Raw genomic sequence first — 26405 nt, 5'->3', positions numbered from 1 at the left:
TAGTTTGGATTCAAGGACAAAGTGTGAGATTATGCTGGATATTGTATCGATACAATTAAAAGAAACGGAGCTGCCGCTCTATCAATCGCTGGCAGAGGCCATTGAACGGCAGCTGCGGGAGAGGGATGTGCTTAGTGGGGAGCGTTTGCCGTCTGTTCGCACGTTGGCAAAACAGTTAGGCGTAAATCCTTCCACTGTGGTGGCGGCGTATCATCTGCTGGAGAAAAAAGGGGTGGCGTACACCAAGCTGGGGAGCGGCACCTATCTGCTGCCGCCGACCGTCCCGCCGCCGCAGGATGATCTGGAAGGTCTGTTCGGCGATTATGCCGAGTTAAATAGCGGCAGGCTATCTTTTTCCGAAGGCATGATTGATCTGGCAGGCAATGCTCCTGCGGCAGATGTGTTCCCGGTGGCGGAATTCAAAAAAGCCATCAATACGGTCTTGGACACAGACGGTGGATATGCATTTTCTTATCAGGAGAGCGAGGGGTATTACCCACTGCGGGAGATTTTGGCCTCTTTTTCCGGCGCGCAGTATGGCATTCGCTGCTGCCCGCAGGAGATACTGGTGACGGCTGGCGCGCAGCAGGCGTTGGATTTGCTCTGCAAAGCAATGCTTCACCCGGGCGACACCGTTTTCGCGGAGATGCCATCCTATATTGGGATGCGCTCGGTATTTGCGCTGCATGACGCCAAATTGTTTGGCGTACCGATGGAGCCGGATGGGCTGAGTCTGGATATTCTTGCGTATTACGCACAGAAATATCGCCCGCGTCTGCTATATACCATGCCGGTCTACCAGACGCCCACGGGCGTGAGCATGTCGGCGGAAAAGCGCCGCCATTTGCTGAAACTGGCCGCGCAGTACGATTTTTATATCATTGAGGATGATTTGTTTTCGGATATCAATCTAAAAGGGGAGCGGCTCTATCCGCTGAAATCAGAGGATGCAGACGGTCGTGTCGTGTATGTCAAAAGTTTTTCCAAGCTGCTGATGCCCGGCATCCGCACAGGCTATGTTATTGCGCCGCAAAACCTGTTGGAGCGTCTCTCCGCAGTCAAATATGCCACGGATATCTCCGGTTCTGGGTTGATTCAGCGGGCACTCACGGCCTATTTCCAGAAAGGCTGCTGGAGTGAAAATATTGTGCAGATTTCCCATGCATATCAGGAAAGGGCGCAGGCCGCATTGGCAAACGTGTCGGAATGGAAACGATTCGGTGTGCGCATTGGGGAAGTGCGGGGCGGATTTGGTCTTTGGCTGACTTTGCCGGAAGGCATTGCCGACCGGGAAATTTATTATCGCTGTAAAGCCCAAAAGGTGCTGATCGCGCCCGGAAGCCTGTTCTATATCACGCCGATGGCGGGGTTTGAGCGGCATCTGCGCATCAGCTTTGCTTCCTCGCGTGAAGTGGAAAAAGGGCTTCGCGTTGTGGGTGAATGCATCCGGTCGGTGGTCAATAAACATGCTGACCATACCATTTTTATTTAACTGGGATTGGTCGGGAATGCTTGCGCGCCGGTTGCCGTGCGAAAAATGTGCGATACCATAGGGGGTGATGAAATGTGGTCTTTTGTTATGCACGCGTGGACTGTATTGGTGCAGTGTCTGGTATATGAAATCCTCTTTGCGGTGCTCGCGGTGCTTATTATGCTGCGTGGTACGCTGTTTTTGCAGCCGTTTTGGATTGTGAAAGAATGGATATCCGGTTTCCGGCACCGTAAAAATTAAAACGCATAAGCCCCGTACAAAGGGTTTATGCGTTTCCGATTGGTAAGTCACTGTATGAGACAAGATGATTATGCTTGTTTTGTCAATTTTAGCAGATCGCCCACAATTTCAGCACTGGCATCTGCACTTTGTCCCTGAAAAACGGTGTCGCCGCCGCATGTGGCAAGCCGCACCGATAAATCGGCGTGGGGGTCTTCTTGGATTTCCCGGTTCATTCCCTGTGTTCCCGGCGCACGCAGGGTCAAGCCTTTGTGTATGATAAGGCGCAGGAAAAGCCGATGGAACGGCGTGCGGAAGATGAGATGCCATGCGCCGTCTTCCGTGCGGCAGATCGTGGAGAGTCTGGTGCCGGTATAGGTGGAAAAGAGATATCGCTTTTGCCCGGTGTATAAAAACGCAAGAATGCCGGTGAGCGCCCCGCCCGGCAGCGGCACACGGGCAAGGCAGAGCATAAAGGTGCTTAGGCCGAAGTGTGCTTGTGTCCAGAGATAGGGCTGGGGGAATGCTTTTCCCCAGTCTTTTTCCACATAACCAATTCCGCCGGTAAAGTCCATCGTCCCGGTATCGTCAGTCAAGGCGCCCGCCAGCGTACTGCGGATGGTGACTACGCCGTGACGGCACTGCAACCATGGAACAAAGGCGAACGGCCCCATCATGCCGGTGTTTAGCCGATGGGCGCAAAACGGTACCCGGTTGGTAAAAGAGATGTCTCCATGCAGTTGGGGTTCTCGCAGATGAATGGATGTCGAAGAAAAATGGTTTTCTCCAACGGAGATTGCAAAACGGTCTTGGCGAAACCGAAAAGCACTGAACGGATATTCTTGATAGGAAGAAGTACCCTTTTCCCCGTTTAAAATTTGCAGGTAGGCATGGGGCTGGGGGTTCAAGCAAATCCCGGGAATGAGTGAAATGGAGTGACTGCCGTTTTGCAGCCGGAAATACCAACCCTCAAAATAAGGCGCTTGAGCATATTTCCCTTGAAAGGTTTCGGGAAGCAGGCAGTCTTGAAACGGCATAGGCATCCTCCAGGGGCACACAGGTGTGATGTACCATAACAGTATGCCCACATGGTGGGTGCTCCATGCGCGCAAAGGAACGTGCGTCTACTCCGTTTTTGGAATGAGGAAAGGCGCATCAATTGATTTTGCGGTAGATAAGGATGGCGGCCAAAATGCAGAGTACTTGTGTCAGATTGATGCGCAGACCCAACCCGAAAGAAACGCGCAATACGGACAGGTCAAGCGTGACCGGCTGGGTATCACCAATCCCAAAGGTTTTGGTGTAGGTCAGAAAGCCCGCCCAGGAAAATTGTTGCAGAGCGGCGGCAATCACGCCGCCCGCCACAATTGCAAGTATCAGGAAAACAATGAGCAAAAAAACATTTCCGCTTTTTCCAACAGAACGCATGATGTCGACCTCCTGTTCATATATTCAGTAGCGCCCGGTGGATCCAAAACCGCCGCCGGCACGAGCCGTCTGTTCCAATTCTTTCACTTCGACCAACTCAGGTACGCAGACGGGAGAGATGACCAGCTGTGCAATCCGCTCACCCGGCATGATGACATAGGCCCTGTCCGAGAGATTACACAGCCCTACGATCAATTCACCGGTGTAGTCACTGTCGATGACCCCTACGCCGTTGGACAGCGCGATGCCATGTCGTACTGCCAATCCGCTGCGTGCGTAGATGAAGGCGGCATATCCGTCGTCCGGTAATTGAATGGCGATACCGGTGGGGATGGATACCAACCCGTGCGGCGCAATCTTTACCGGCCCGCGCAGGGCGGCAAATAGATCGAATCCGGCCGCTCCGTTGGTGGCGCGGTGCGGCTTTTGGATTTCTACCCCATCATGCGGGACCGTTTTCACTTTCAGAGTGACTTTGAACATCGCTGTTCCTCCATGCTTCCTGTGAATTTATCGAAAAGTCGATCATAATCGTGTACTGGTTTGCTGCACCTACAGCACGCCTCTTTTGTATAAACCGCGTGTAAATGCGCCGGATGGTGCGCTGCCCCTGCGAAACGACCGTAAAGCTGCCGCGACTTCCTGTGGGGTTTCGGTCGTAAAATACAGCTGCAAGAAGGAAACGCCGGTATTCCACAAAGCCTCCTGCTGGTCGCACATCCAAAGCGGTCGATCGTTCAGTATTTCCACACAATCACCTGCGGCGCCGCATACCACCGGAAAGTGGCAGTTTTTTCGGTCGGTCAAAGAGCCGCCGCAGGCATGCCCGATGCAGTGCTGCCCGTTTTGCAGCGGGCAGTTGCGCGTCAGCATCAACGGTAAGCGTCCATATGCCAGCAGGCCCGTACAAGCCCCGGCGATCCTGCTTATTTGCCGCAGAGACGCCTCAAAAGAGAGGATACAGTCGACCGCCCCTGCTTCCATGTAGGCGTCCAGCGACGCACTGTTGACACAGTTGAGAGAATAATCGCCATGAATCGTAAAACCTGCGTCTTGTGCTGCCGGAAATGCGCCGATATTCCCGCAGAGTGCATGAGTCACGCCCAGTTCCTGCGCACCGCGCAAAGCGGGTGCGAGCGCTTTCGCGGAACCGAAAAACGCGCGCGGCATCTCTATCCCCAGTGGCAGCCCGCTGTTTGCTGCCTGCTGAAGCAGAGCGGGCGCATGGGCGTATACATTCGCCGGCAAATAGATTCGGTCAATACCAGTGAAATCTGCCGCTCCCAGTTGCTCCGCAGAAAATAACCGCACACGGGTCTGCTTTTCCACAGCTTCTGGCCGTTTGGTGGAAAGAACCGGCATGGCAAACGCGATAGAATGCGGCTGCGTACGTAATGCCAGCAACTGCTCAAGTGCATGCCGGCGGAGTGCGTTCAGTTCCCGCACAGGCAAAGACAACCCATCGTCCAATTGCACCTGCATCTGTCGGACAAAAAACGGCGTACCACCGGTCTTGTCCAGTTTTTCTTCTACCGTCAGGTTGTCCAGCGCATGGCTGACGGCAACTTCTGGACAAGGTCCAATGCTTTCCGTGATATGTCCGTCTTCGTCTGACGCTTCCAAAACAGTTGGCGTCCCTGCCTGAATAGTGATTTTGAAATCTACCGGGATGCGTCGTGTTTCCACCGTCCCTACCCGCAGGTGCGCGATGGCTTTCTGGCTGTCCAGCACATCCTCGTGGCTGCGTATGCCAAACATCGACCGGCCGCGCCGTCCGTCAAAATAGCCCTGTGTAAACCCCGCGCGGGAAAATAACGCGCGCAGTTCCTTCAACTGTTCTTCATCGACAGGCTTGTTACGCACGGCGGCAGCATAGGCACGTACCGCTGCCGTCACATATTCCGGGCGCTTCATCCTCCCCTCGATCTTGAGGGAGGCAACGCCCATCTGTGCCAGCTGGGAGATCTCCCGAATCAGAGAAAGGTCTTTTAAGGATAGGTCGTGCCCGGTGCCGCCGGGTACGGAAAACGGCAGACGGCAAACCTGTGCGCAAAGGCCGCGGTTACTGCTTCGCCCACCAAGCATGGCACTAAAATAGCACTGCCCCGAAACACTCATGCAGAGCGCACCGTGTACAAACACTTCTACTTCAGGGGTGCAAGGGCCTTCATTTTGGCGCAGCGCACTGGTGATTTCATTGATTTCGTGTGCAGAGAGTTCGCGGGCAAGCACCACGCGCGACACGCCCATTTTGGCGAGGGCACGTACCCCCTCGACGTTATGCACCGCCATTTGGGTAGATGCGTGCAGGTGAAGACCCGGAGCCGCCATATGCGCAAGACGCAACGCACCGATATCCTGTACGATCAGTGCGTCTGGTTCCATGCGGCATAGCCGTTCTAAAAAGGCCAGCGCATCTTTCCATTCGTTTTCAAACAGGATGGTGTTGAATGTGATATAGGCCTTTACCCGGCGCGCGTGCAGCCAGCCGATGGCCTCTTCCAGCGCCGCATCATCAAAATTCGTAGCGTTTCGCCGTGCGTTAAACGATTGCCCGCCGAAATACACGGCATCGGCTCCTGCGAACGCGGCGGCACGCAGCGTTTCCCACGACCCTGCCGGGGCAAGCACTTCCGGACGGTTCATTTGCTGCCTTCCGTTTTGCCCAGTTTGGCGCGCAACGTGATATTTTCACGCTCCAACTCGATCTCTCGGCGGCGCAGTTCGGTTGCTTCGCTCTTGGCGGAGGCGGCTTCTTCAAGGTAATCTTTGATTTGCGCACGCAGATTGTCGGCCGACTCGGTCGCTTTGGCCGCTTCGTCGCAAAATTCCAGCGCGGCAAAAACGGCCGCCATGGTGGTGGACATGTTGGGGGATCGATCCATCAGGTTTTGGAGGTAGTGTTCCACTTTGTCGGCTACCGTGCGAATATATTCTTCACTGTCATGCGACACAATATAAAATTCATTGCCGCAGATTTTCAGTTTCACTCTACTTTTTTCGCTCATCCGTCTGCCTTTCCCGGTTCAGTTTCAATTACACGCGGTATCGTCCGCTTCAACGGACGAAAACGGCGGACAACTATTTGATGACACGAGAATTTTCCATGCCCGCAGCCGGGGCACATTTTGCAATTGCCCGCATCACACAAAACGCCATACTTTTCAATAATTATAATACATTCGCCGCATCTTTTAAATGGGAAAGCACAACTTTTCTTCCATTTGGCATCATCCGTCATAAATCGCCCAAATCGTACAGGTTTTTCTTTTAAGTACAAATCCTCTCTTTACAGGTATAATGCGTTTCCCGAGGCAGATACTATATGCGATGCAAAAAAAGCCCGGTTTTTCACATTGAAACAGAAAAGGCGAAAAACCGTGATGCATTTGTACAGCCAGTTTGTCTTTTACAGACCGGCACACCGCGTAAACAAGAGGAGGTAATTCGTTTGAAAGCAACCGGCATCGTCCGACGCATAGACGATCTGGGCCGCGTAGTCATCCCGAAAGAGATCCGCCGTACCATGCGGATACGCGAAGGCGACCCACTTGAAATATATACCGATAATGACGGCGAAGTGATTTTCAAAAAGTATTCTCCCATTGGGGAACTGTCCAATTTTGCCGCGCAGTTTGCGGAAGTGCTGGGCAAGTCTTCTGGGTATCCTGTCCTCATCTCGGACAGAGATCGCATCATATCCGCCTTTGGCATCCCACGAAAAGAAGTAATTGAACGCCGGGTGAGCGAGGAACTCGGGGCGCTGATGGAACAGCGCCGGCCCTATCTGAGCGATGGCGCGCACCATTTGATAGCGGTGGATGGCATGGAGAAAGATGTGGCGGTGGCGGTGCCCATTCTTGCCGCGGGTGACATGGCAGGTGCAGTCATCCTGTTGGCCACGGAGGAAAACACGGTGCCTGGTGACTTGGAATTGAAACTGTCACAGACGGCAGCCAACTTTCTGGCCAAGCAGATGGAGGAATAGGTTCCAACCGGCATATTTGCAAAAAGGGCTGTGTTTTCATGATTTAAATCGTCATGGAAACACAGCCTTTTCTGTTTTGCGTATAGGCCGCCTGATTTCTGCTCAATATCCTGCTGCAATATATGCAACAAGACGATACGGAAAATGCATGAAAAGATATTTTCACCAATGTATGCAGCATTTCCCGGCCTGTTAAATTTTAGTGCGTAAAAATTCAAACAAAATGGGCAAAAGTGTTGTTTCTGTTTCAAAACTGGATTATAATAAAATAAGCATTCTTTGCTTAGGGAAATGATGCGGGGCTTTGCCCGCCTATTTTCCCAGCAGGGCTTTTGCTCGTACAATCGGTTCGCGTCCGTGCGGCCCGAACAGTTTGATAAATAAAAAATCATAAAAGCAACGGATTTGAAAGGGGCACAAGCCATTATGTCCATGTTTTCCCATGATATCGGCATAGATTTGGGTACGGCGAATACCTTGATTTATATGAAGGGGAAAGGCATCGTCCTGCGTGAGCCGTCGGTTGTGGCAGTCGATGTGAAAACCAACCGCGTATTGGCCGTCGGCAACGGCGCAAAGCAGATGATTGGCCGTACCCCAGGTTCCATTGTGGCCATCCGCCCGCTCAAAGACGGCGTTATCGCCGATTTTGATATCACGGCAAGTATGTTGAAGGAATTTATCCGTAAGGTGACAGCAGGCAAATTTTCCAAACCCCGCATCATCATCTGCATTCCTTCGGGCGTAACGGAAGTGGAAAAACGCGCGGTGGATGAGGCTGCCTATCAGGCTGGCGCAAAGGATACATTTCTGGTGCAGGAGCCGATGGCAGCTGCCATCGGCGCGGGCCTGCCCGTGGATGAAGCCACCGGTTCTATGGTGGTAGATATCGGCGGCGGCACGGCGGAAGTCGCAGTGATCTCGCTTTCCGGCATCGTTACCTCCCGTTCGGTGCGGGTGGCGGGTGATGAATTCGATGATGCGATTATCAATTATGTCAAGAAAAAATACAATCTGTTGATTGGTGAGCGCACTGCGGAAGAGTTGAAAATTGCGCTGGGTTCCGCCTACCCGTATGAAGACGAGGGCGACAGGCAGATCAAGGGACGTAATTTACTGGACGGCCTGCCCAGCAACGTCACCATTACTTCCGCGGAAGTGCGGGAGGCGCTTGCCGACCCGGTCGCGCAGGTGGTGGATGCCATTCGATCCACATTGGAGCGCACGCCGCCGGAACTTTCCGCGGACATCATCGACCGTGGCATTATGCTTACGGGCGGCGGTGCTCTGCTGCGCGGACTGGATGAACTGATTGCCAAAGAGACCGGCATCCCCGTCAATGTGGCTGAACGCCCGCTTGACTGCGTGGTGGACGGCACAGGAAAAATGTTGGAAGACATGTCCGGCGCGCTTGCAAACGTGCTTTTTGACGCAAAACGCCGGTGATTTCAAAAAATGTATGCGGGGGTCTTGGCGCTTGGCGTACAAGGCCCTTTTTCCATCCCGTTGTGCATAGCTGTGGTTTCACATATTGTTCATAAACTTTTGATATGCTGGATACCGCAGAGCATGGTGCTGTCACGATGTGGGCAGCACATGAGCGCCGTCTGCGCAGGCAGGTCTTTCAGTGTCCTGCGCGTACAGATTTACAGGAGGGTTCCATGCGCGATTTTTTCAGGAGCCTGCAATTCAAAATTTTTGCGGCCGTCGCACTGGTTCTTGTTGGATTGATGCTGCGTTCGGCATTGGGCGGGGGCACATCCACCGCCACAGCCAGTGTTTTCAGCGTTGTTGTTTCGCCAATACAGCAACTGTCTTCTACGGTTTCGGATTTCTTTTACAACGCGTTTTCCAGCATTGCTACCGCTGGACAGTTGCGCACTGAAAATACGGCGCTGAAAAAACAGCTGAGCGACCTGCGTTCCCAATTGGTCAATTATAATCAAATGCAGCAGGAGAATGCCCAGTATCAGAAAATGTACAGTATTTCCAAAGAGCACCCCGATCTCAAGCTGTTGCCCGCACGTGTCATCTCCCGTGATCCAGGCCAATGGTACTCCGCCTTTACCATTGACAAGGGGTTGGTGGATGGCATTAAACCATATGAACCGGTGGTCACACCGGATGGTTTGGTAGGCGAGACCACCGAGGTAATGGCCACGACGTCTGTTGTTACCACCATCCTTGACCCTACCGTCAAAGTCAGCATCGTGGTCAGTGAGAGTGGGGATTTGGGGTTGGCACATGGAGACCGCAATCTGGCTGCGAAAGGCCTGCTGGCCATTGATTATCTGCCAAAAGACAGCGCTGTGGCCACCGGGAATATCATCGTCACGGCCGGTCGCGCGGGCGTGTTCCCCGCGAACTTGAAAGTCGGTCTGGTGCAGCAGGTCAAAACACAGAATGCGGGCATTACTCTGTATGCTGTCTGCAAACCGCTTGCAGACCCGACAACTGTCAAGGATGTGACTGTCGTCACTGATTTTACGGGAAAAAGCACTGATACGTCCAATACGCCGTCTGCATCAAAATGACGGGTCGTTTCGCAATTCTATAGGCAAGGAGGCGGACACCATGCACATCTTCTACCGGAAAAATACATGGAAATGGCTGGCATATGCGCTCACATTGCTGGTCGTGGCGGCACTCCAGACCACGCCGCATTTGTTTCCTACCATTTCCAATATTCGCCCCGTTTTGCTTATTCCGCTGGTCATTGTGGTGGCTATGCGGGAAGGCACGGGACCCGGCGGTGTGTTTGGTGTGTTGGCGGGATTGCTCTGGGATATCTCTGGCGGGGCGCCCTTTGGGTTCCACGGCTTTTTTCTGATGGCAATTGGCATCTTGGCTGCATTGCTGGTCAGCGAGATTTTTCACGCGTCCTTGTTCTCCGCGTTGCTGTTTGGATTTGGTTTTGAATTTTTGATGGAACTGATTTCGTGGTTTTTTTTGGACTACATGACGGGTGGGCAGGATTTTGTTTATGCACTTGTCAGTGTGATTCTGCCTACGGCAATCTACTCGTTTGCTTTCGTCATTCCATTTTATTTTTGGGCAAAGTATCTGAATCTTCGCTTGACAGAGTAATTTGTTTAGCGACCCTTCATCCCTTGTACCCACAGGGCAGAGGCAGGATGTTTGCTATCAGGAATGAACGCCGATACGAAGCGGCAGAATGGAGTTTTGCATGAATATCCGCAACGCGCGTCTGTATGTGCTATACGGCCTGATTATCGTCATCCTTGCCGGTTTTGTCTTCCGCCTGATGCGGTATCAGATCACCGATGGGGCGTCCTTTCGCACGCAGTCGGAAAAGACCACGATTCAAAGTACGGAAATTGCCGCGCCGCGCGGAGAGGTTTTGGATCGTTATGGACGTGTGCTGGCTACCAATACGGTGGGATACTCTGTCACTTTGCAAAAAGCGGCATGGCCCTCTGCCAACCAGAACCAGAACATCCTGAAGATTACGGACATTTTGGCACAGGACGGAGAGGCGTGGTTGGATACACTGCCCATTGGTCAGGCAGAACCGTGGGCTTTTACCGCCAACAGTGATGCCCAGATCAAAACTCTGCGCAAATTTTTAGAGCAGACGGTAGACAACATCCCCACATCCACCAAGCTGAATAAAGTGACGCTGAACGAAAAACAAAAGGCGAAGTTTGATGCGGATGAAAAAGCGACTGCTCCTGAAATTATGGCCCGGCTGATCAAACGCTACAAGATTGCCGGCAATTACACACCCGCACAGATCCGTACGATCGTTGGGGTGCGCTATCAGATGGAATCAGCGGGTTTTTCATACACCTATACATACACGTTTGCCAAAAATGTGAGCCTTAACACGGTCAACCGACTGTCGGAAAACGGCGGCAATATCCCAGGTGTCCTCATTACCCAGCAATACACCCGCAGCTACACAAGCGATACGTTCGCGCCGTTCATTATCGGCACGGTCAGCCCGATCTCGTCTGATCAGTGGAATAATACGCAGGACCCTTCGGCCAGCTTGAAAAACAAAGGGTATTCCATGGATGATATGATCGGCAGCGGCGGCGTAGAGAGTAAAATGGAGCAATATCTGCGGGGCACCAATGGTACGCAGAATGTTTTAATCAACAAAGCCAAAGAAATCGTTGGCACCGAGACGGCGACAGCGGCCAAACCCGGCGACAACGTGGTGCTTACGATTGACGCCAACTTGCAGCAGATTGTGCAGGATGAACTTCCGGTCGTCATCAACCAGGTGCGTGCCGCCTCCGGTGGCAGTACACTCAATGGCGCGGATGCCGATGCGGGTGCTGCGGTGGTGCTGAACGTAAAAACCGGCGAGATCCTTGCCATGGCCAGCTACCCGACGTATACACGCACACAATACACGCAGAATTATGCCGCGCTGAGTCAGGACAGCAGCCATCCGCTCCTCAACCGCACGATTCAGGGTACCTATCGGCCAGGTTCTACCTATAAACCCGTGACAGCTATTGCCGGATTGATGTCCGGGGTGATTACACCTACCGAAACTGTCTATACACAGACATGGTGGACTAAATACGGCGCCCATTTTTATGACGATACAACCAACTCCAGTAAAAACGTTGTCACAGCACTTGCAGCTTCCAGTAACTACTTTTTTTATACAGTGGCAGACCGCCTGTATATGTCCGGACAATTGGCTAAGCTCGAAAGCGCCGCCAAAGCACTTGGGCTTGGCCAAAAATCCGGCGTCGAGCTACCCGGTGAACTGTCCGGCGAGATTTCCGGTCCCGCCGATACCAAAGCCCGCGGTGGAATTTGGTATCCCGCTGACGCCGCACAGTCTGGAATTGGGCAGCTCAACAACCTGTACACGCCCCTCCAGCTGGCACAATACGTGGGCGCTATCGCAAACGGTGGCACCTATTACAAGGCGCATATTGTAAAAAGTGTGAAATCTTATGATAATCTGCAGACCATTGTTGACAACCAGCCCCAACTCGTCAACTCGGACTTCAAGATTACGGATTCTGTCATCCAGATCGTCAAGCAGGGAATGCTACGCGTGACTGAGGGGAACGACGGTACGGCATCGAGTGTGTTCCAGAACTTTCCCGTCAAATTGGGAGGCAAAACCGGTACAGCGCAGACCAATAACAGGCAGAATTATAACGGTGTGTTCATCAGCTTCGCGCCGTTCGACAACCCGGAAATCGCCGTGGCCGTGGTGGTGGAAAAAGGCCATAACGGATTCCAAACCGCACCGGTCGCCCGCAGCGCCTACAACTATTATTTTGTGGGTGACCAGCAGTTCACGACGGATGCGCTGCCAAGTGTGTCTTCCCCGCTTCCAGCGGCAGCCGGCTCCCTGCTACCGTGATATTGGCTGCGGGACTTGCAAGGTTTTTTTCAAGCTGCGGATAACGGATTTTGCAAAGCCAGCCGGCGCAGAAACCGAATGCTGTCCGCTTTGTATAAATGCATGAGCTTACGCGGCTGCACCGCGTTTTTTTAATCCACATTTCTTTGACTAAACGCCCTGCCTGTGATAGAATGATAAATGGTTTCGTTTGTCAACACCTGCAGGCCGAGGGGCCTGGTTGAAATATGATACGGTATAGGTAGAAACAATGGGTAAGGTGATAGCGGTCACATCGGGAAAAGGCGGAACCGGTAAATCGACCCTTGCGGTTAATTGCGGCATGGCGCTTTCCCTTCTTAAAAATAGAGTGTTGCTGATTGACACCGATGCAGGTCTTCGCGCGCTGGATATCATGCTGGGCATATCCGATCGGGTGGTTTATGATCTCGCCGATATCCTAAGCGGGCGGTGTGAACCGGCGAAGGCCATCGTCAAAACGCCATGGGGGCGGCTCTCCCTGCTGCCCGCGCCGGTTGTGGAGGACGAATGTGACTCTGCGGAAGCATTGTCTGAATTGTGCAAGCAGCTCAGGCAGTGCTTCGACTTCATCTTTCTGGATTCTCCGGCGGGTATGGGCAAATGGGCGCGCGCTGCGGCAGCAGCGGCCGATCAGGCCATTCTGGTCGTCACCCCCGACCCCGTCTGCATTCGCGACGCGGATCGTATGGCAGGGCATGTCCTTTCACGGCATGTGGATGATATCCGCTTAGTCATCAACCGCGTGCAGCCCAACATCCTGCGCAAAAAGCTGGATGGCGGCTTGGATGTTATCATCGACGCGGCGTCTGTGCAGCTTATCGGCATCGTGCCGGAAGACAGACAGATTTCCTTAGCTGCCTATGACGGAAAACCTGTGGTACAGACGCTGCATACGCGCGGCGGCGCCGCAGAAGCGTACTGCAACATTGCGCGCCGACTGTGTGGCGAAGATGTCCCGCTGATGGATATCTGAACCACGAACCCTTTGCAAGCCGGACAATCGGCCCAACCGCCCTTCCATTCCCGGCACGTACAAACACATGGAGGTTTGCACTATGAACATTGCCCTAATCGCACATGACGCTAAAAAGGAACTGATGGTGCAGTTCTGCATCGCTTATTGCGGCATTCTCAGCCGGCACACCATTTGCGCGACCGGTACCACCGGCAAACTGGTTGCGGATGCGACCGGCCTTGACATACAGCGCTTTTTAGGCGGCAGTCAAGGCGGCGACCAGCAGATTTCTGCCCGCATCGCCTGCAACGAAATAGACCTGCTGCTCTTTTTCCGCGACCCGCTCACACCCAAACCCACCGAACCGAAAGAAATGAGTATGCTGCGTCTCTGCGACGTGCATAACATCCCGTTGGCCACCAATATCGCCACTGCGGAAGTATTGGTGCGTGCGCTCGACCGGGGTGATTTTGACTGGCGCGATATTGTGAACCCCAAAAGTAAATAGCATGATCTGCAAGGCGGGCGTTGTGCCCAGCCCCGCTCGGGAACGCTCCCGGGACGGGGCGTTGTTCTGTTCAATGCAGAAACGCGGCAATCCGGCTCGTCTTGCTTTGTTGATATCCCACAAATGTGCCTCTTGCAGGCTGCCCATTGCACACAAACCGGATAAAAGGAGAACACGATGGCTAATCTTTTGCACGCGCCGCGCGGCACACTCGATGTGACGCCGGATCAAACTTACAAATGGCGGCATGTAGAGCAGACGGCCCGCAGCGTTGCCGCCCGGTTCGGGTTTGAGGAAATCCGTTTCCCTACCTTTGAATATACGGAACTGTTTGCGCGCGGTGTGGGAGACACCACAGACGTGGTGCAAAAGGAAATGTATACATTTGAGGACCGCGGCGGACGCAGTATCACCTTGCGCCCGGAGGGCACGGCTTCCACTGTGCGCGCTCTGCTGCAAAACGGTATGGCGGGCGGACCGCTGCCGCTGAAATTGTTTTATCTGATCTCCTGTTTTCGAGGCGAACGTCCACAGGCAGGCAGATTACGGGAATTTCATCAATTTGGCGCGGAGTTGTTTGGCGCGGCAGGCGCGGCGGCGGATGTGGAACTGATCGAACTGGCAGGTTCCATCCTGAAAACGCTGGGCGTCACCGGCCTGCGGTTGGAACTGAACTCGATCGGCTGTCCGGAATGCCGCAAACAATACCACGCCGCCTTGCGGGACTATTTTAAGGCACGCGAATCCGAACTTTGTGAGGATTGCAAGGGCCGTCTGGAGCGCAACCCCATGCGTATCTTGGACTGCAAGGTGCCGGCCTGCAAAGAGATTGCCAAAGACGCGCCGCTGGTGCTTGACTATCTCTGCGAGGACTGTAAAGCGCATTTCGAGGAGGTCAAGGCACGGCTTGACGATGCGGGGCAAGCGTTTGTCATCAATCCGCGCACGGTGCGCGGGCTGGATTATTATACCCGCACAGTCTTCGAGTTCGTGGATGAAGCACAAGGGCTGACAGTCTGCGGCGGCGGGCGGTACGACGGATTGGTTTCCCAGCTCGGGGGACCGTCACTGCCGGGACTGGGCTTTGGTATGGGACTGGAGCGGCTGCTTATCCTAATGGAAGCGCAAGGCTGCACGTTTCCGTCCGCACCAAGAGGGCTGGTCTACATTGCGCCGCTGGGGGCGCAGGCATCCCTGAAAGCGGCGGCGCTCACCCGTACGCTGCGGGAGGCAGGCATTGCCGTCGAGACTGATCTGGTCGCCCGCAGCGTTAAGGCACAGATGAAATATGCGGACAAGCAGGGCTTTGCCTATTCCGTTGTCATTGGGGATGCGGAGTTGGAAAAAGACGAAGCGACACTCAAGTCCATGCGGGGGGACGGTGCGCAGGTCGTGCCGCTCACGCCGGACGCATTCCGCACTGCCGTGTGCGCGGCCACGGCGCAAACTAAACAGGAAGAAGGCTGACCCATGGCGGATACCATGCAGGGACTGAAACGAACGGATTATTGCGCGGCATTTACGGAAAACGATGTGGGGAGAGAAGTCGTTGTCTGCGGCTGGGCCGCCAAACGACGCGACCTCGGCGCATTGCTTTTTATTGATTTGCGCGACCGCAGCGGCATCTTGCAGCTGGCGTTTGGCGACCAGACCGCCCGTGCTGTTCTGGAAAAGGCGCAGACGGTGCGCAATGAATATGTGCTGGCTGCCAAGGGGACTATTCGCCTGCGCGAAACGCCCAACGACAAGCTGCCAACCGGTAAGATTGAAGTGGCGGTATCGGAACTGCGTATTCTTGCCAAGGCCGACACCCCGCCGTTTGAAGTGGCGGACGGCGGCGCGGTCAAAGAGGAGATGCAGCTGCGCTATCGGTATCTGGATCTGAGGCGGGCGGAGATGCAGCGGAACCTGTTAATGCGCCACCGCATTGTCAAGTCCGCACACGATTATTTCGACCGCAACGGATTTATTGAGATTGAAACGCCCAACCTCATCAAAAGCACACCGGAGGGCGCGCGTGACTATCTGGTGCCCAGCCGTCTGCACGCAGGCAAATTTTATGCCCTGCCGCAGTCGCCGCAGCTCTATAAGCAGATTCTGATGTTGTCGGGCTTTGACCGCTACATGCAGATTGCGCGCTGCTTCCGCGATGAAGACCTGCGCGCTGACCGTCAGCCTGAATTTACCCAAATTGATTTGGAAATGTCGTTCGTGGACGAGGATGATATTATGACCATCAATGAGGGGTATGTCCGGCAGGTGTTCCAAGAGGTGCTTGGCAAAGAGGTGCCCACACCATTCCAACGGATGCCCTATGATGAAGCAATGGCGCGTTTTGGCAGCGACAAGCCGGATGTGCGCTTCGGCATGGAGCTCCACGACCTATCTGAAACCGTGAAAGGCTGCGGCTTCGGCGTGTTTGAGGGTGCGCTGCAGGGCGGCAGCGTGCGTGCCATCACGGTGGATGGCGGTGCGGACAGCTTGTCCCGCAAGGAGCTTGATAAGCTTGCAGCATTCGTCAAGGATTATGGCGCCAAGGGGCTGGCATGGCTCAAGTTGGGCGATACAATGAACGCATCCTTTGCCAAATTCGTTTCAGAAGACATGCTGGTTGCCATCTCGGCGGCGGCAGGCGCAAAACCCGGCGACGCGGTACTGATTGTGGCGGATACCAACTCCACGGTGGCCTGCACGGCACTCGGTGCGCTGCGTCTGCACCTTGCCGTCAAATTCGACCTGATTCCCAAAGACACCTTCGCTTTTCTGTGGGTGACCGATTTCCCGCTGTTCGAGTACAGCGAGGAGGAGGGACGGTATATGGCAATGCATCACCCGTTCACCGCCCCGGCGGAGGAGAGCCTTGCCAAGCTGGAGACCGACCCCGGCGCCTGTTACGCCCGTGCCTATGACATGGTGCTCAACGGCGTGGAAGTGGGCGGCGGCTCCATCCGCATCAACGACCCGGATTTGCAGAAACGGATGTTCCGGGCGCTTGGCCTTTCGGACGATGTGGTCAAACAGCGGTTTGGCTTTCTTACCGAAGCATTCCGGTACGGTGCGCCGCCGCACGGCGGAATGGCCTATGGCCTTGACCGGTTGGCTATGCTTATGCTCGGCTGTGATTCTATCAAGCAGGTCATTGCATTTCCAAAAGTGCAGAATGCCTCCGAGTTGATGGCGGGCAGCCCCGATGCGGTGGAGGAAAAGCAGCTGCGTGAGCTGCACCTTTCTGTTTCTCCGGCAAAAGATATTTAAAGACTATTCACATTTTACTGATTGGTCTATGATAATATAAAAAGTATGGGCCCGGGCAGGGCAGTACCGGAACAAAAATCGGGAGGGATCTTTCCAATGATTGAAGTCAGCCACCTCACCAAGCGGTATGGTGAAAAATATGCCGTGCGTGACATCAGCTTCGATGTCAAGGACGGTGAGATTCTCGGCTTCCTTGGTCCCAATGGGGCAGGCAAATCCACCACGATGAACATTCTCACCGGTTACCTTTCTTCTAATGAGGGTACGGTGAAGATCGACGGTGTGGACGTACTGGAACAACCACTCAAAGCCAAGAAGAACATCGGCTATCTGCCGGAACAGCCGCCGCTTTACCCCGATATGACTGTAGATGAATACTTAACGTTCGTTTTCGGGCTCAAGCAGTGTAAGCTGGGGCGGGAGGCGCATCTTGCGGAGATCTGCGGATTGGTGCGTATCCAGAACGTGCGGGGGCGGCTCATCCGTAACCTCTCCAAAGGATATAAACAGCGTGTGGGCATCGCGCAGGCGCTCATCGGAAATCCCGATGTGCTGATTCTCGATGAACCCACTGTGGGACTTGACCCCAAACAGATTATTGAGATCCGCACACTGATCAAACATCTCAGCCGGAAGCACACGGTCATTCTCAGTTCTCACATCCTGCCCGAAGTGCAGAGCGTGTGCGAGCGTATCGTCATTATCAATGAAGGACGCATCGTTGCAGACGATACCACCGCCAATCTCTCCAGCCAAATCTCCACCGACCACAGGCTGATTGCACGCATCGCGGGACCGGAAAACGAGGTGCGCGATGCACTCTCCGAACTGACGGGCGTGCGCAAATGCGTTTCTCTGGGCGAGCATGAAGCGGACAGCCTTGACTGGCAGATCGAATGTGACGCGGGGCAGGATATCCGGCGCGCGCTGTTTTCCGTTCTTTCAGCTAAAGAGTGGCCGCTGCTCGCGCTCGATACCGGTGAACTGACGCTGGAAGACATCTTCCTGCGGCTGACCACCGACAGCACCGTGCTGCCGGCGAAGAGGACTGCCGCAGACAATACGGCAGAGGAAACGGCGCCTGAACAGCAAGGGGAGGATGACAACGCATGAGTGCGATTTTTAAACGCGAGCTGCATACCTATTTCACCACGGCGTCTGGCTATGTGTTCCTTGCCGTGTTTTACGCGCTTTCCGGGTTCTTTTTATTTTCGGTCAATCTGGCGGGCAGCACCACCAATCTCGGCGGGCTGTTTTCCGCATTGCTGCTCGTTTGGGCCATCCTAATCCCCATCCTGACCATGCGCTTGCTCAGTGAGGAACGTCGGCAAAAGACGGATCAGCTGCTGCTCACCGCGCCGGTGCGGCTGTTCGATATCGTGTTCGGCAAATTTCTCGCCGCGCTTACCATCTTTGGCGCGGGAATCGGCATTGTGGTCATTTACGCACTGGTGCTGGCTGGGCTTGGAAGAGTAGATTTTTGGGCGACGGTGGGCAGTTTTATCGGTATCATTCTGCTCGGTGCGGCGCTCATCTCGATCGGCCTGTTTATCTCCAGCCTGACTGAAAATCAAGTGGTTTCCGCTGTGGTCAGTTTCTTTATCATGCTCATCCTGTATTTAATCGACATCATTTCCTCAGCGGTCAACAATGCGGTTGTGTCGGCCATTGTGACGAATATCTCGATCTTTTCACGGTTCAAGAATTTTTCGCTGGGTGTTTTTAACCTTGGCGATACCGTTTTTTATATCAGCGTGGCGGCTCTTTTCCTGTTTCTGACCGTCCGGCTGCTTGAAAAAAGAAGATGGGCGTAAGGAGGGTACAGAGAAATGGCCAAACAAGAACAAAAGAATGAACAGACCCCAAAGACATCAAAAAAATGGAAAGCACCGGCATTTGTGCATCAGCGCAGCTTCCGTTATGGCAGCGCGGCCACAGCTTTCACCATCATTTTCATCGTGGCCGTCATTCTCGTCAATGTGCTGGTCACGGCACTCAGCGCCCGGTTCCCGCTCAGTGCGGATATGACTGCCAACCACAAGAACCAGCTTTCCGCCAAATCCATCAGTTACATCCAGAAAATCAACCAGGATATCAATATAGACATCCTTGCGGATCAATCTGCCTATACCAATGCGCCGAATTATAATTCCTGCTTGCTTATCATGCAGCAGTACGCGCAGCATAATTCCCATATCCACATCAATTTTATCAATCTGGATAAAAGTCCGACCTACGCTGCCAAATATCCGAAAGAAACGCTCAGCGCTGCGGATATCATTGTTTCCAGCGGCAGCAATTATAAGCACATTGCGTCGTCGGATTTGCTTACCACATCAAGCGACAGCACAACCGGTTCCTCCACGGTGACAGGCAACAACACCGAGCAGCAGATCGACACAGCCATCGCTTATGTGACTGCCAAATCGCTGCCTACCGTGATGGTCTCCTCCGGTCATAATGAAACGGACAGTTCTTCGCTGACATCCCTGATGCAGAAAAACAATTATCAGATCGAAACCAAAAATCTGTCGACCGATGGCGTGGATCAAAACGCGAAGATGATCATCATCAACGCACCCACAGCCGATTTCACGGCAGACGAGATTACCAAGCTCGATACGTTCCTGACCAACGGCGGCAAGTATGGCAAAACCGTATTTCTTGTCTTCGATCCGCAGCAGGCATCCATGCCCAATCTCGAAAGTTTTGCGGCAAAATGGGGCATCGGCGTCGGCACCGGCGTGGTCTATGATACGACCAACCGGTATCAGGACAGCTACTTTAACGTGCTGGAGGGACAAACCAACAGCACCTATGTGGGTACGCTGCAAAGCGGCCTGCACGCTTATCTGAGCGTTTGCCGCCCGCTCAGTCTGCTGTTTAACAGTCAGGACGGTGTAACCACCGCGTCCATTGTGGCTACCGAAAGCACGTCTAAACTGTGGAATCCCGGCACCGTCAACAGTTCAACTGCTTCAAGTTTCCAGCCGGCCGACAGCGATAAGGCAGGCCCGTTCAATGTGTTTGCCGTGGCAACCAAGACGGCGACTTCGGGTTCCGAATCGGTCAAGTCGAATGTGTTGGTGCTCGGTTCCACCAATTTCTTCAACTCGTCGGTCATTGCGCAATCCAGTCTGACCAACTCTACGATTTTGCTGAACACGCTCAGCAATGTCATCGGCTTTAACCCCGGCATCACTGTGGAGGCAAAAGACCTCACCTCGCAGGCGCTCACCATTACGTCCGGTCAGGCTGTGGCCATCGTGGTGATCTTTGCCATCCTGTTGCCCATTGCCGTGCTGGTCACCGGTCTTGTTATCTGGCTTAGGAGGCGTCACCAATGAACCGTCAGGCACGCAACATCGTGATCGCTGCCTGCGTGGTGGCGGTGCTCGGCGGCAGTGTCCTTTTGATTAACACGCTGTCGGGTGCGAAAAAGAATGCTTCCTCTTCTGCGTCCTCCGACACATCCTCCACCGCGAGTTCCATCAGCTTGCTTTCCATCAAAAGCGGCACATTACAGTCGCTGCATGTGTTGAACGCGGCAGGCGGTTATACGATCACCTTGTCCGGCGGCACGTACACCGTGGACGCATTGAAAGATGCTCCGTCCAACCAAGCGGCAATCCAGACTAAAGTCAATGATGTGCTGGGGCTGAAAGCTACCGCACTTATTGCGAAAAATGCGTCTGACCTCGCTGCCTATGGCCTTGCCTCACCAGTTGCTACGGTGGACATCCACACATCTGATGGGAAGACCACCACTGTGAAGCTTGGAAACAAGGCTCCGTCAGGCAATGGCGTGTATGTTTTGAAGCCTGATACGAACGATGTTTATATCAGTTCCACCATGATGAACGACGACTTTTCGCAATCGGCATTGCAATATGCCAGCACGACGGTGTCGTCAATGAGCGCATCCGCCAACCTGAGTGCGTATAAATTTGGCGGCACGGCACGCACCACACCGTTTACCGTTGCAGTAAAACAGCAAACATCTTCCTCAGGCACGAGTTCTGCCGCCGCGAGCAGCGCGACTTACACATATGCGGTTTCACAGCCATTTGCTTATGATGCCAATAGCACCAACCTTGGCAAGATCACCACCGCTTTACAGAGCTTAAGCGCCACCAGTGTGGCCAGCGTGGACGTGTCGGCAGACACACTTGCCAAATATGGTCTTCAAAATCCAGCCTATACTCTTACCTATACGGTCGATGGGCAGGATACAACGCTTTCGTTCGGCAATGCCGATGCGAGCAGCAATACGGTTTACATGACCATTAGCGGTAAAAAGGCTATCTATCAAGTGGATACCTCGTCTGCGGCTGTTTTCTATAATTATCAGCTTTCGGATGTGTTGACCACGTCGATCTTCACGTCTGATATTGACTCGCTCAAAACGCTGACTGTCCAATCCGGCAGCGAGACGCACGCCTTTACGTTCTCGGGTTCCGGTGACAAGCTGGTGGTGACGTCGGGCGGCAAAAAATTGGATACCAGTAATTTCCGCAATTATTACCAGACGCTGCTGGCTGTCACCACACGCGGTGGCGCCGATAAACCGTCCGGTGTTTCACCGTCCATGACCATCACTGCCACCTATAATGACAACACACCGCAGCAAACCATTGCATTTCTGCCGATTGGCAGTGACAAAGCGTTTGTGCAAATCAACGGGGTAGGTGCTTTGTATGTGTATAATTCGCAGATTACCCCCTTGCTGACGCTTGCACAAAATTTGGAAGCGGGCAAAACGGTTGCGGCACCGTCGTAAGCTGTGTTTTACATCGTATAAAAAGGTCTCGCACTGGATAAAAGTGCGAGGCCTTTTTATACGATAAGCATTTTTACGACAAATCATAAACATACCCATTTATGATTTGTCGCCGGGTTTAAAGATCAGTGCAACAAGGTAACCGAAGAAGATAGCCGCCGCAATGCCGCCCGCCGTGGCAATGACGCCTCCGGTGAACACGCCCAGAAATCCTTTTTGCCGTACAGCTTCGTGCACCCCATTCGCCAGCGCATACCCAAAACCGGTCAAGGGTACAGTCGCACCTGCCCCACCGAATTTCACCAGCGGCCGGTACAGCCCCAATGCGGTGAGGACTACGCCTGCTGTCACAAAGGTGACCAGAATGCGCGCAGGTGTCATTTTTGTTTTGTCGATCAGGATTTGTCCAATAATGCAAAGAATGCCGCCAACTAAAAACGCCCGTAAATATTCCATATGCTCCTCCCGTTCAACGGCTGGTGGACAAATGCACGGCATGTGCCACCGACGGGATGGACTGTCCTTGCTGCACACTGGTCGGACTCATCAGCACGCCCGTAGCCATAAAAAGCACCTCGTGCAAATTGCCGCTTTTCATATTGTTTAAAATGTGGGAGCAAAGCACCGATGCCGCACAGCCGCAACCGGAACCACCGGCGTGCACATCCTGTTTGTCCCGGTCGTAGATAATTAAGCCGCAGTCGTTATAATTTGCGCCCAGCGTGACGCCCTCTTTTTGCAACAGTTGGCGCAGCAGATTGCTGCCCACAATGCCAAGATCTCCGGAAACAATGAGATCGAAACTGTCCGGTGAGATGCCGGTATCGTCAAAATAGTGCTGCAAAGTGTCCGCTGCCGCAGGCGCCATTGCCGCCCCCATATTGCTCAGGTCCTTAATGCCCAGATCAACTATGCGGCCAAATGTCAGCTCTCGGATATAGGGTCCGTCGCCTTCTTTATTTAGAATAACGGCACCTGAACCGGTGACTGTCCATTGTGCGGTGGGTGACCGCTGACCCCCATATTCCAGTGGCAGACGGTATTGCCGCTCCGCCGAGCAGAAATGCGACGATGTGAGCGCTGCCGCTACATTGGCAAAGCCGCCTTCCACAAACACAGATGCCATTGCCAATGATTCCGACATGGTGGAACACGCGCCATACAACCCCGCAAACGGGATGCCGGATTCACGCAGCCCGTAGCTGGTGCTGATACATTGATTGAGCAAGTCGCCCGCGAAAATGATATCCACCGTGCCCGGGGTGATGTTGGCTTTGCGCAGCGCCTTGTTTAGCGTGTCACTCTGCATCCGGCTTTCCGCCTTTTCCCATGTTTTTTCCCCAAAAGAGGTATCCTCTTCAATCTGGTCGAATTCATCTGCTAGTGGACCTTCGCCTTCCTTTTTGCCGACAATGGATGCATAACCCATGACTGACGGCGGATGATCCAACCGAATCGTATACCGTCCAACTCTTGTGGCCATACGCTCCCCTCCTTTTTGTCTGATGGATGTTTTGCTTTAGAAAATGCGAATAGCCGGCCTGAGGACTGCGCTGGCCATATGGTTCGCTGTGTACCTTTAAAACAGTTTAAAAATCCATAAAACAAATCCATATAAAATAGACGCCGTAATGCCATAAACCAGTACGGGGCCGACAATTGTGAACATCTTTGCACCCAGTCCCAAAACGAATCCCTCGCTTTTGAACTCCAGAGCGGGGGAGACGACCGCATTGGCAAACCCTGTGATTGGGACAAGGGTACCGGCTCCCGCGTATTTTGCCAGTTTGTCGTATACATGTAGCCCCGTTAAAAATGCGCCCAAAAAAATCAGTGTGATGGTTGTCGCATTGGAAGCATCCAATTCTTTTAAACCAAAATGTTGATAGATGTTGGTCATAATCTGCCCGACCGTGCAAATCGCCCCGCCGCTTAAAAAAGCCCAAATGCAATTCTTTACAATTGGCGAGTTTGGCGATTGGGTGTTGGTCATTTGTGCATATTGCTTTTTTGTGACTGCCATAAAGCAACTCCTTTCTGCGTTTTCCCAGAAGACGGTAAAAGCTCTTCATTATTTGCACAACGTTATTTTTACCATCCGTATAGATGCCTATGCGCTACATTTTTTGTATCATTTGGAAATCGCAGCACCGTTCGGTTGCATTCACACGTACTTTTAACCATGTTTTGCATTAAAAATTGCATTTTTAAAAATTATGGTTGTCAAGCGTATTTCGATGTGATAGAATAAAAAATAATCATTAAAAATCCGTAGAAGAGATATTTGCTTGCATTCTGTCAGGAATGCAACAAGGGCGTCCAGTGATCGTTTTGACCTGCAAAACGTATCCGGATGTTTTTTTATACCATCCGTTGGAATCAATCGGGATTTTTACGGGAATCATTGATTTTACAGAGAACAGTTGCGAAAGGGGTTGTGCACAGGTGCTCAATACAAACACCGGTGAAAAGTTTTTAAAAGAGGGCTTGACTTTTGATGACGTTTTGCTGATTCCGGCCAAATCCGATGTGGTTCCGCGCAATGTGGATGTCCACACGCGTCTTACTAAAAAAATACGCCTGAACGTCCCAATCATGACGGCAGCCATGGACACGGTGACAGAGTGCAAGATGGCAATCGCCATTGCACGTGAGGGTGGTATCGGCATTATCCATAAGAATATGTCCATTGAGCAACAGGCTGAAGAAGTGGACAAGGTAAAGCGCAGTGAAAACGGGGTTATTGCGAATCCATTTTATCTTTCCCCGCATCACTTGGTTCGTGATGCCGATGCTCTTATGGGCAAATATCGCATTTCAGGTGTGCCGATTTGCGAGGACGGCAAACTGGTGGGGATTATTACCAACCGCGATATGCGTTTTATTACGGATTTTGATACCAAGGTCAGCGACGTTATGACCAAGGAACATCTGGTTACGGCACCTGTGGGCACCACGCTGGAACAGGCGAAACTGATTTTGATGAAACACAAAATCGAAAAACTGCTCATTGTAGACGATCAGGGAAAACTCAAGGGCCTGATTACGATCAAAGATATCGAAAAATCGGTGCAATATCCTGCTTCGGCACGTGACGATAAAGGTCGGCTGCTTTGTGGTGCGGCGATCGGTGTGACCGCAGACGTGCTGGACCGTGCGCAGGCACTGGTGAAAGCGCAGGCCGATGTGTTGGTGCTCGACAGTGCGCACGGGCATTCAGCCAATATTCTGGATTGTCTGAAAAAAGTGAAGCAGCATTTCCCGGATGTGCAGGTCATTGCAGGCAATATTGCTACCGCGCGTGCGGCTGAAGAATTGATTGAGGCGGGCGCAGATGCTGTAAAAGTCGGTATTGGTCCCGGTTCCATCTGTACCACCCGTATCGTTTCGGGCATCGGGGTTCCCCAAATCACTGCTATCTATGATTGTGCCTGCGCGGCGGCGAAATACGGTGTGCCGGTCATTGCGGACGGCGGTGTGAAGTACTCGGGCGATGTGGTTAAAGCGCTTGCGGCAGGAGCTGAGTCGGTCATGATGGGTTCGCTGTTTGCCGGCTGCGAGGAATCTCCTGGGGAAAGCGAAATTTATCAGGGGCGCAGTTTTAAAGTATATCGAGGCATGGGCAGCCTTGGCGCGATGAATTCTGGCAGCAGAGACCGTTATTTTCAGGAAAATGCGAAAAAACTGGTGCCAGAGGGTGTAGAGGGCCGTGTTCCTTACAAAGGGCCGGTTGCTGATACCGTCTTCCAAATGATTGGTGGGGTGAAGTCTGGTATGGGTTACTGCGGCTGCCACACCATCCCGGAACTGCAGGAAAAGGGCCAGTTTGTCCGCATTACTGGGGCAGGCTTGAAAGAAAGCCATCCACATGATATCTATATCACAAAAGAGGCACCAAACTATTCGCTTAATCCTTGAATGGATTTTGACTCTATATAGACGTGTTTGCTTTGCATCAATATTTATGAGAAAAATGTTGACAGGCTCTAGAGGGATATGATATAATATACATCGTCCCTCGGAGAAAACAGCGTGTCGAAATGACACGCTTTTACATGGCGGCATAGCTCAGTTGGCTAGAGCATGCGGTTCATACCCGCAGTGTCGTTGGTTCGACTCCAACTGCCGCTACCAGTGAGCATTCGGTTATCCGGATATGCCACGTGATGCAAACTTGTTTCCCATGCACGTCATTATATAGTCGGCCCGGTGGTCAAGCGGCTAAGACACGGCCCTTTCACGGCTGTAACAGGGGTTCGATTCCCCTCCGGGTCACCATACAAACAGCGGCGTGGTTATTCCACCCGCTTCTATTGGGACGCATAGCTCAGCAGGTTAGAGCGCTTGCTTCACACGCAAGAGGTCTTGGGTTCGAGTCCCGATGTGTCCACCATGAATCC

At 53.1% G+C, this 26405-nt stretch carries 24 protein-coding genes and 3 tRNA genes; 19 read left to right on the top strand and 8 right to left on the bottom strand.

Features of this window, described 5'->3' with window-relative positions:
- The first annotated feature begins 31 nt into the window (after positions 1-31).
- Together ABF463_RS03780 and ABF463_RS03775 are read left to right on the top strand one after the other, a co-directional pair.
- Positions 32-1492 carry a PLP-dependent aminotransferase family protein gene (locus tag ABF463_RS03780; protein WP_415532218.1) on the top strand — a complete coding sequence of 487 codons (1461 nt, stop codon included), beginning with the start codon at positions 32-34 and terminating at the stop codon, positions 1490-1492.
- Positions 1493-1564: 72 nt separating this feature from the next.
- Complete coding sequence (locus ABF463_RS03775) at positions 1565-1732, top strand: hypothetical protein (RefSeq protein WP_415532217.1); 168 nt, start codon at positions 1565-1567, stop codon at positions 1730-1732.
- Between the two features lie 68 nt (positions 1733-1800).
- Here the strand turns inward: ABF463_RS03775 and ABF463_RS03770 are convergent, their stop codons facing one another.
- The 5 genes from ABF463_RS03770 to ABF463_RS03750 form a co-directional block, all read right to left on the bottom strand.
- Complete coding sequence (locus ABF463_RS03770) at positions 1801-2748, bottom strand: tocopherol cyclase family protein (protein WP_415532216.1); 948 nt, start codon at positions 2746-2748, stop codon at positions 1801-1803.
- Between the two features lie 118 nt (positions 2749-2866).
- Positions 2867-3139 (bottom strand): DUF4321 domain-containing protein, encoded by a 273-nt coding sequence (locus ABF463_RS03765; RefSeq protein WP_415532215.1) that lies wholly within the window; start codon positions 3137-3139, stop codon positions 2867-2869.
- Positions 3140-3163: 24 nt separating this feature from the next.
- On the bottom strand, positions 3164-3622 hold the full coding sequence (gene dut / locus ABF463_RS03760; RefSeq protein WP_415532214.1) for a dUTP diphosphatase: 459 nt from the start codon (positions 3620-3622) through the stop codon (positions 3164-3166).
- Positions 3623-3691: 69 nt separating this feature from the next.
- Positions 3692-5785, bottom strand: a complete 2094-nt coding sequence (locus tag ABF463_RS03755; RefSeq protein WP_415532212.1) for a DUF3656 domain-containing U32 family peptidase — start codon at positions 5783-5785, stop codon at positions 3692-3694.
- On the bottom strand, positions 5782-6147 hold the full coding sequence (locus ABF463_RS03750) for a cell division protein ZapA (protein WP_415532211.1): 366 nt from the start codon (positions 6145-6147) through the stop codon (positions 5782-5784). The genes ABF463_RS03755 and ABF463_RS03750 overlap by 4 nt, the downstream gene beginning before the upstream one ends.
- A gap of 443 nt (positions 6148-6590) precedes the next feature.
- Between ABF463_RS03750 and ABF463_RS03745 the strand changes: the two genes are divergently transcribed.
- The 13 genes from ABF463_RS03745 (at position 6591) to ABF463_RS03685 (ending at position 22005) form a co-directional block, all read left to right on the top strand.
- Positions 6591-7127, top strand: coding sequence for a stage V sporulation T C-terminal domain-containing protein (locus ABF463_RS03745; protein ID WP_415532210.1), 537 nt, complete (start codon positions 6591-6593; stop codon positions 7125-7127).
- A gap of 426 nt (positions 7128-7553) precedes the next feature.
- The gene (locus ABF463_RS03740; RefSeq protein WP_415532209.1) at positions 7554-8573 is read left to right on the top strand and encodes a rod shape-determining protein; all 1020 of its coding nucleotides are present in this window, start codon (positions 7554-7556) and stop codon (positions 8571-8573) included.
- 215 nt (positions 8574-8788) lie between these two features.
- Positions 8789-9661, top strand: coding sequence for a rod shape-determining protein MreC (gene mreC, locus ABF463_RS03735; protein ID WP_415532208.1), 873 nt, complete (start codon positions 8789-8791; stop codon positions 9659-9661).
- 40 nt (positions 9662-9701) lie between these two features.
- Positions 9702-10214: a rod shape-determining protein MreD gene (mreD, locus tag ABF463_RS03730; RefSeq protein WP_415532207.1), complete on the top strand. Its 513-nt coding sequence runs from the start codon at positions 9702-9704 to the stop codon at positions 10212-10214.
- A 100-nt stretch (positions 10215-10314) separates the two neighbouring features.
- Complete coding sequence (locus tag ABF463_RS03725; RefSeq protein WP_415532206.1) at positions 10315-12486, top strand: penicillin-binding transpeptidase domain-containing protein; 2172 nt, start codon at positions 10315-10317, stop codon at positions 12484-12486.
- Between the two features lie 250 nt (positions 12487-12736).
- The gene (gene minD / locus ABF463_RS03720) at positions 12737-13480 is read left to right on the top strand and encodes a septum site-determining protein MinD (protein WP_415532205.1); all 744 of its coding nucleotides are present in this window, start codon (positions 12737-12739) and stop codon (positions 13478-13480) included.
- A gap of 82 nt (positions 13481-13562) precedes the next feature.
- Positions 13563-13970: a methylglyoxal synthase gene (mgsA, locus tag ABF463_RS03715; RefSeq protein WP_415532204.1), complete on the top strand. Its 408-nt coding sequence runs from the start codon at positions 13563-13565 to the stop codon at positions 13968-13970.
- Positions 13971-14147: 177 nt separating this feature from the next.
- Positions 14148-15437 carry a histidine--tRNA ligase gene (gene hisS / locus ABF463_RS03710; RefSeq protein ID WP_415532203.1) on the top strand — a complete coding sequence of 430 codons (1290 nt, stop codon included), beginning with the start codon at positions 14148-14150 and terminating at the stop codon, positions 15435-15437.
- Positions 15438-15440: 3 nt separating this feature from the next.
- Positions 15441-17225 (top strand): aspartate--tRNA ligase, encoded by a 1785-nt coding sequence (gene aspS / locus ABF463_RS03705; protein WP_415532202.1) that lies wholly within the window; start codon positions 15441-15443, stop codon positions 17223-17225.
- A gap of 96 nt (positions 17226-17321) precedes the next feature.
- Positions 17322-18338, top strand: coding sequence for an ABC transporter ATP-binding protein (locus ABF463_RS03700; RefSeq protein WP_415532201.1), 1017 nt, complete (start codon positions 17322-17324; stop codon positions 18336-18338).
- Complete coding sequence (locus ABF463_RS03695; RefSeq protein ID WP_415532200.1) at positions 18335-19039, top strand: ABC transporter permease subunit; 705 nt, start codon at positions 18335-18337, stop codon at positions 19037-19039. The genes ABF463_RS03700 and ABF463_RS03695 overlap by 4 nt, the downstream gene beginning before the upstream one ends.
- A 15-nt stretch (positions 19040-19054) precedes the next feature.
- Complete coding sequence (locus ABF463_RS03690; protein WP_415532199.1) at positions 19055-20572, top strand: Gldg family protein; 1518 nt, start codon at positions 19055-19057, stop codon at positions 20570-20572.
- Positions 20569-22005, top strand: a complete 1437-nt coding sequence (locus tag ABF463_RS03685; protein ID WP_415532198.1) for a DUF4340 domain-containing protein — start codon at positions 20569-20571, stop codon at positions 22003-22005. Before ABF463_RS03690 ends, ABF463_RS03685 begins: the two co-directional genes overlap by 4 nt.
- Before the next feature lie 99 nt (positions 22006-22104).
- Here the strand turns inward: ABF463_RS03685 and spoVAE are convergent, their stop codons facing one another.
- From spoVAE to spoVAC, 3 genes are all read right to left on the bottom strand, one after another.
- Entirely contained in the window at positions 22105-22461 is a 357-nt protein-coding gene (gene spoVAE / locus ABF463_RS03680) for a stage V sporulation protein AE (RefSeq protein ID WP_415532197.1), read from the bottom strand.
- Positions 22462-22474: 13 nt separating this feature from the next.
- Positions 22475-23488, bottom strand: a complete 1014-nt coding sequence (spoVAD, locus tag ABF463_RS03675) for a stage V sporulation protein AD (protein ID WP_415532196.1) — start codon at positions 23486-23488, stop codon at positions 22475-22477.
- 96 nt (positions 23489-23584) lie between these two features.
- Positions 23585-24028, bottom strand: coding sequence for a stage V sporulation protein AC (gene spoVAC / locus ABF463_RS03670; RefSeq protein ID WP_415532195.1), 444 nt, complete (start codon positions 24026-24028; stop codon positions 23585-23587).
- Positions 24029-24450: 422 nt separating this feature from the next.
- Here spoVAC and guaB point away from each other — a divergent pair, with 422 nt between their 5' ends.
- The 4 genes from guaB (at position 24451) to ABF463_RS03650 (ending at position 26398) form a co-directional block, all read left to right on the top strand.
- The gene (gene guaB, locus ABF463_RS03665; protein ID WP_415532194.1) at positions 24451-25923 is read left to right on the top strand and encodes an IMP dehydrogenase; all 1473 of its coding nucleotides are present in this window, start codon (positions 24451-24453) and stop codon (positions 25921-25923) included.
- A 139-nt stretch (positions 25924-26062) separates the two neighbouring features.
- A tRNA-Met gene (locus tag ABF463_RS03660) sits at positions 26063-26139 on the top strand.
- Positions 26140-26208: 69 nt separating this feature from the next.
- Positions 26209-26283 (top strand) — tRNA-Glu (locus ABF463_RS03655).
- Between the two features lie 38 nt (positions 26284-26321).
- A tRNA-Val gene (locus ABF463_RS03650) sits at positions 26322-26398 on the top strand.
- Positions 26399-26405: the final 7 nt, after the last annotated feature.

The sequence above is a fragment of the Ethanoligenens sp. genome (assembly GCF_047718355.1).
Taxonomy (GTDB): Bacteria; Bacillota; Clostridia; order Oscillospirales; family Ethanoligenentaceae; genus Ethanoligenens.
Note: the sequence above shows the minus strand (reverse complement) of the source record. Positions and strands in the feature narration are given on the sequence as shown.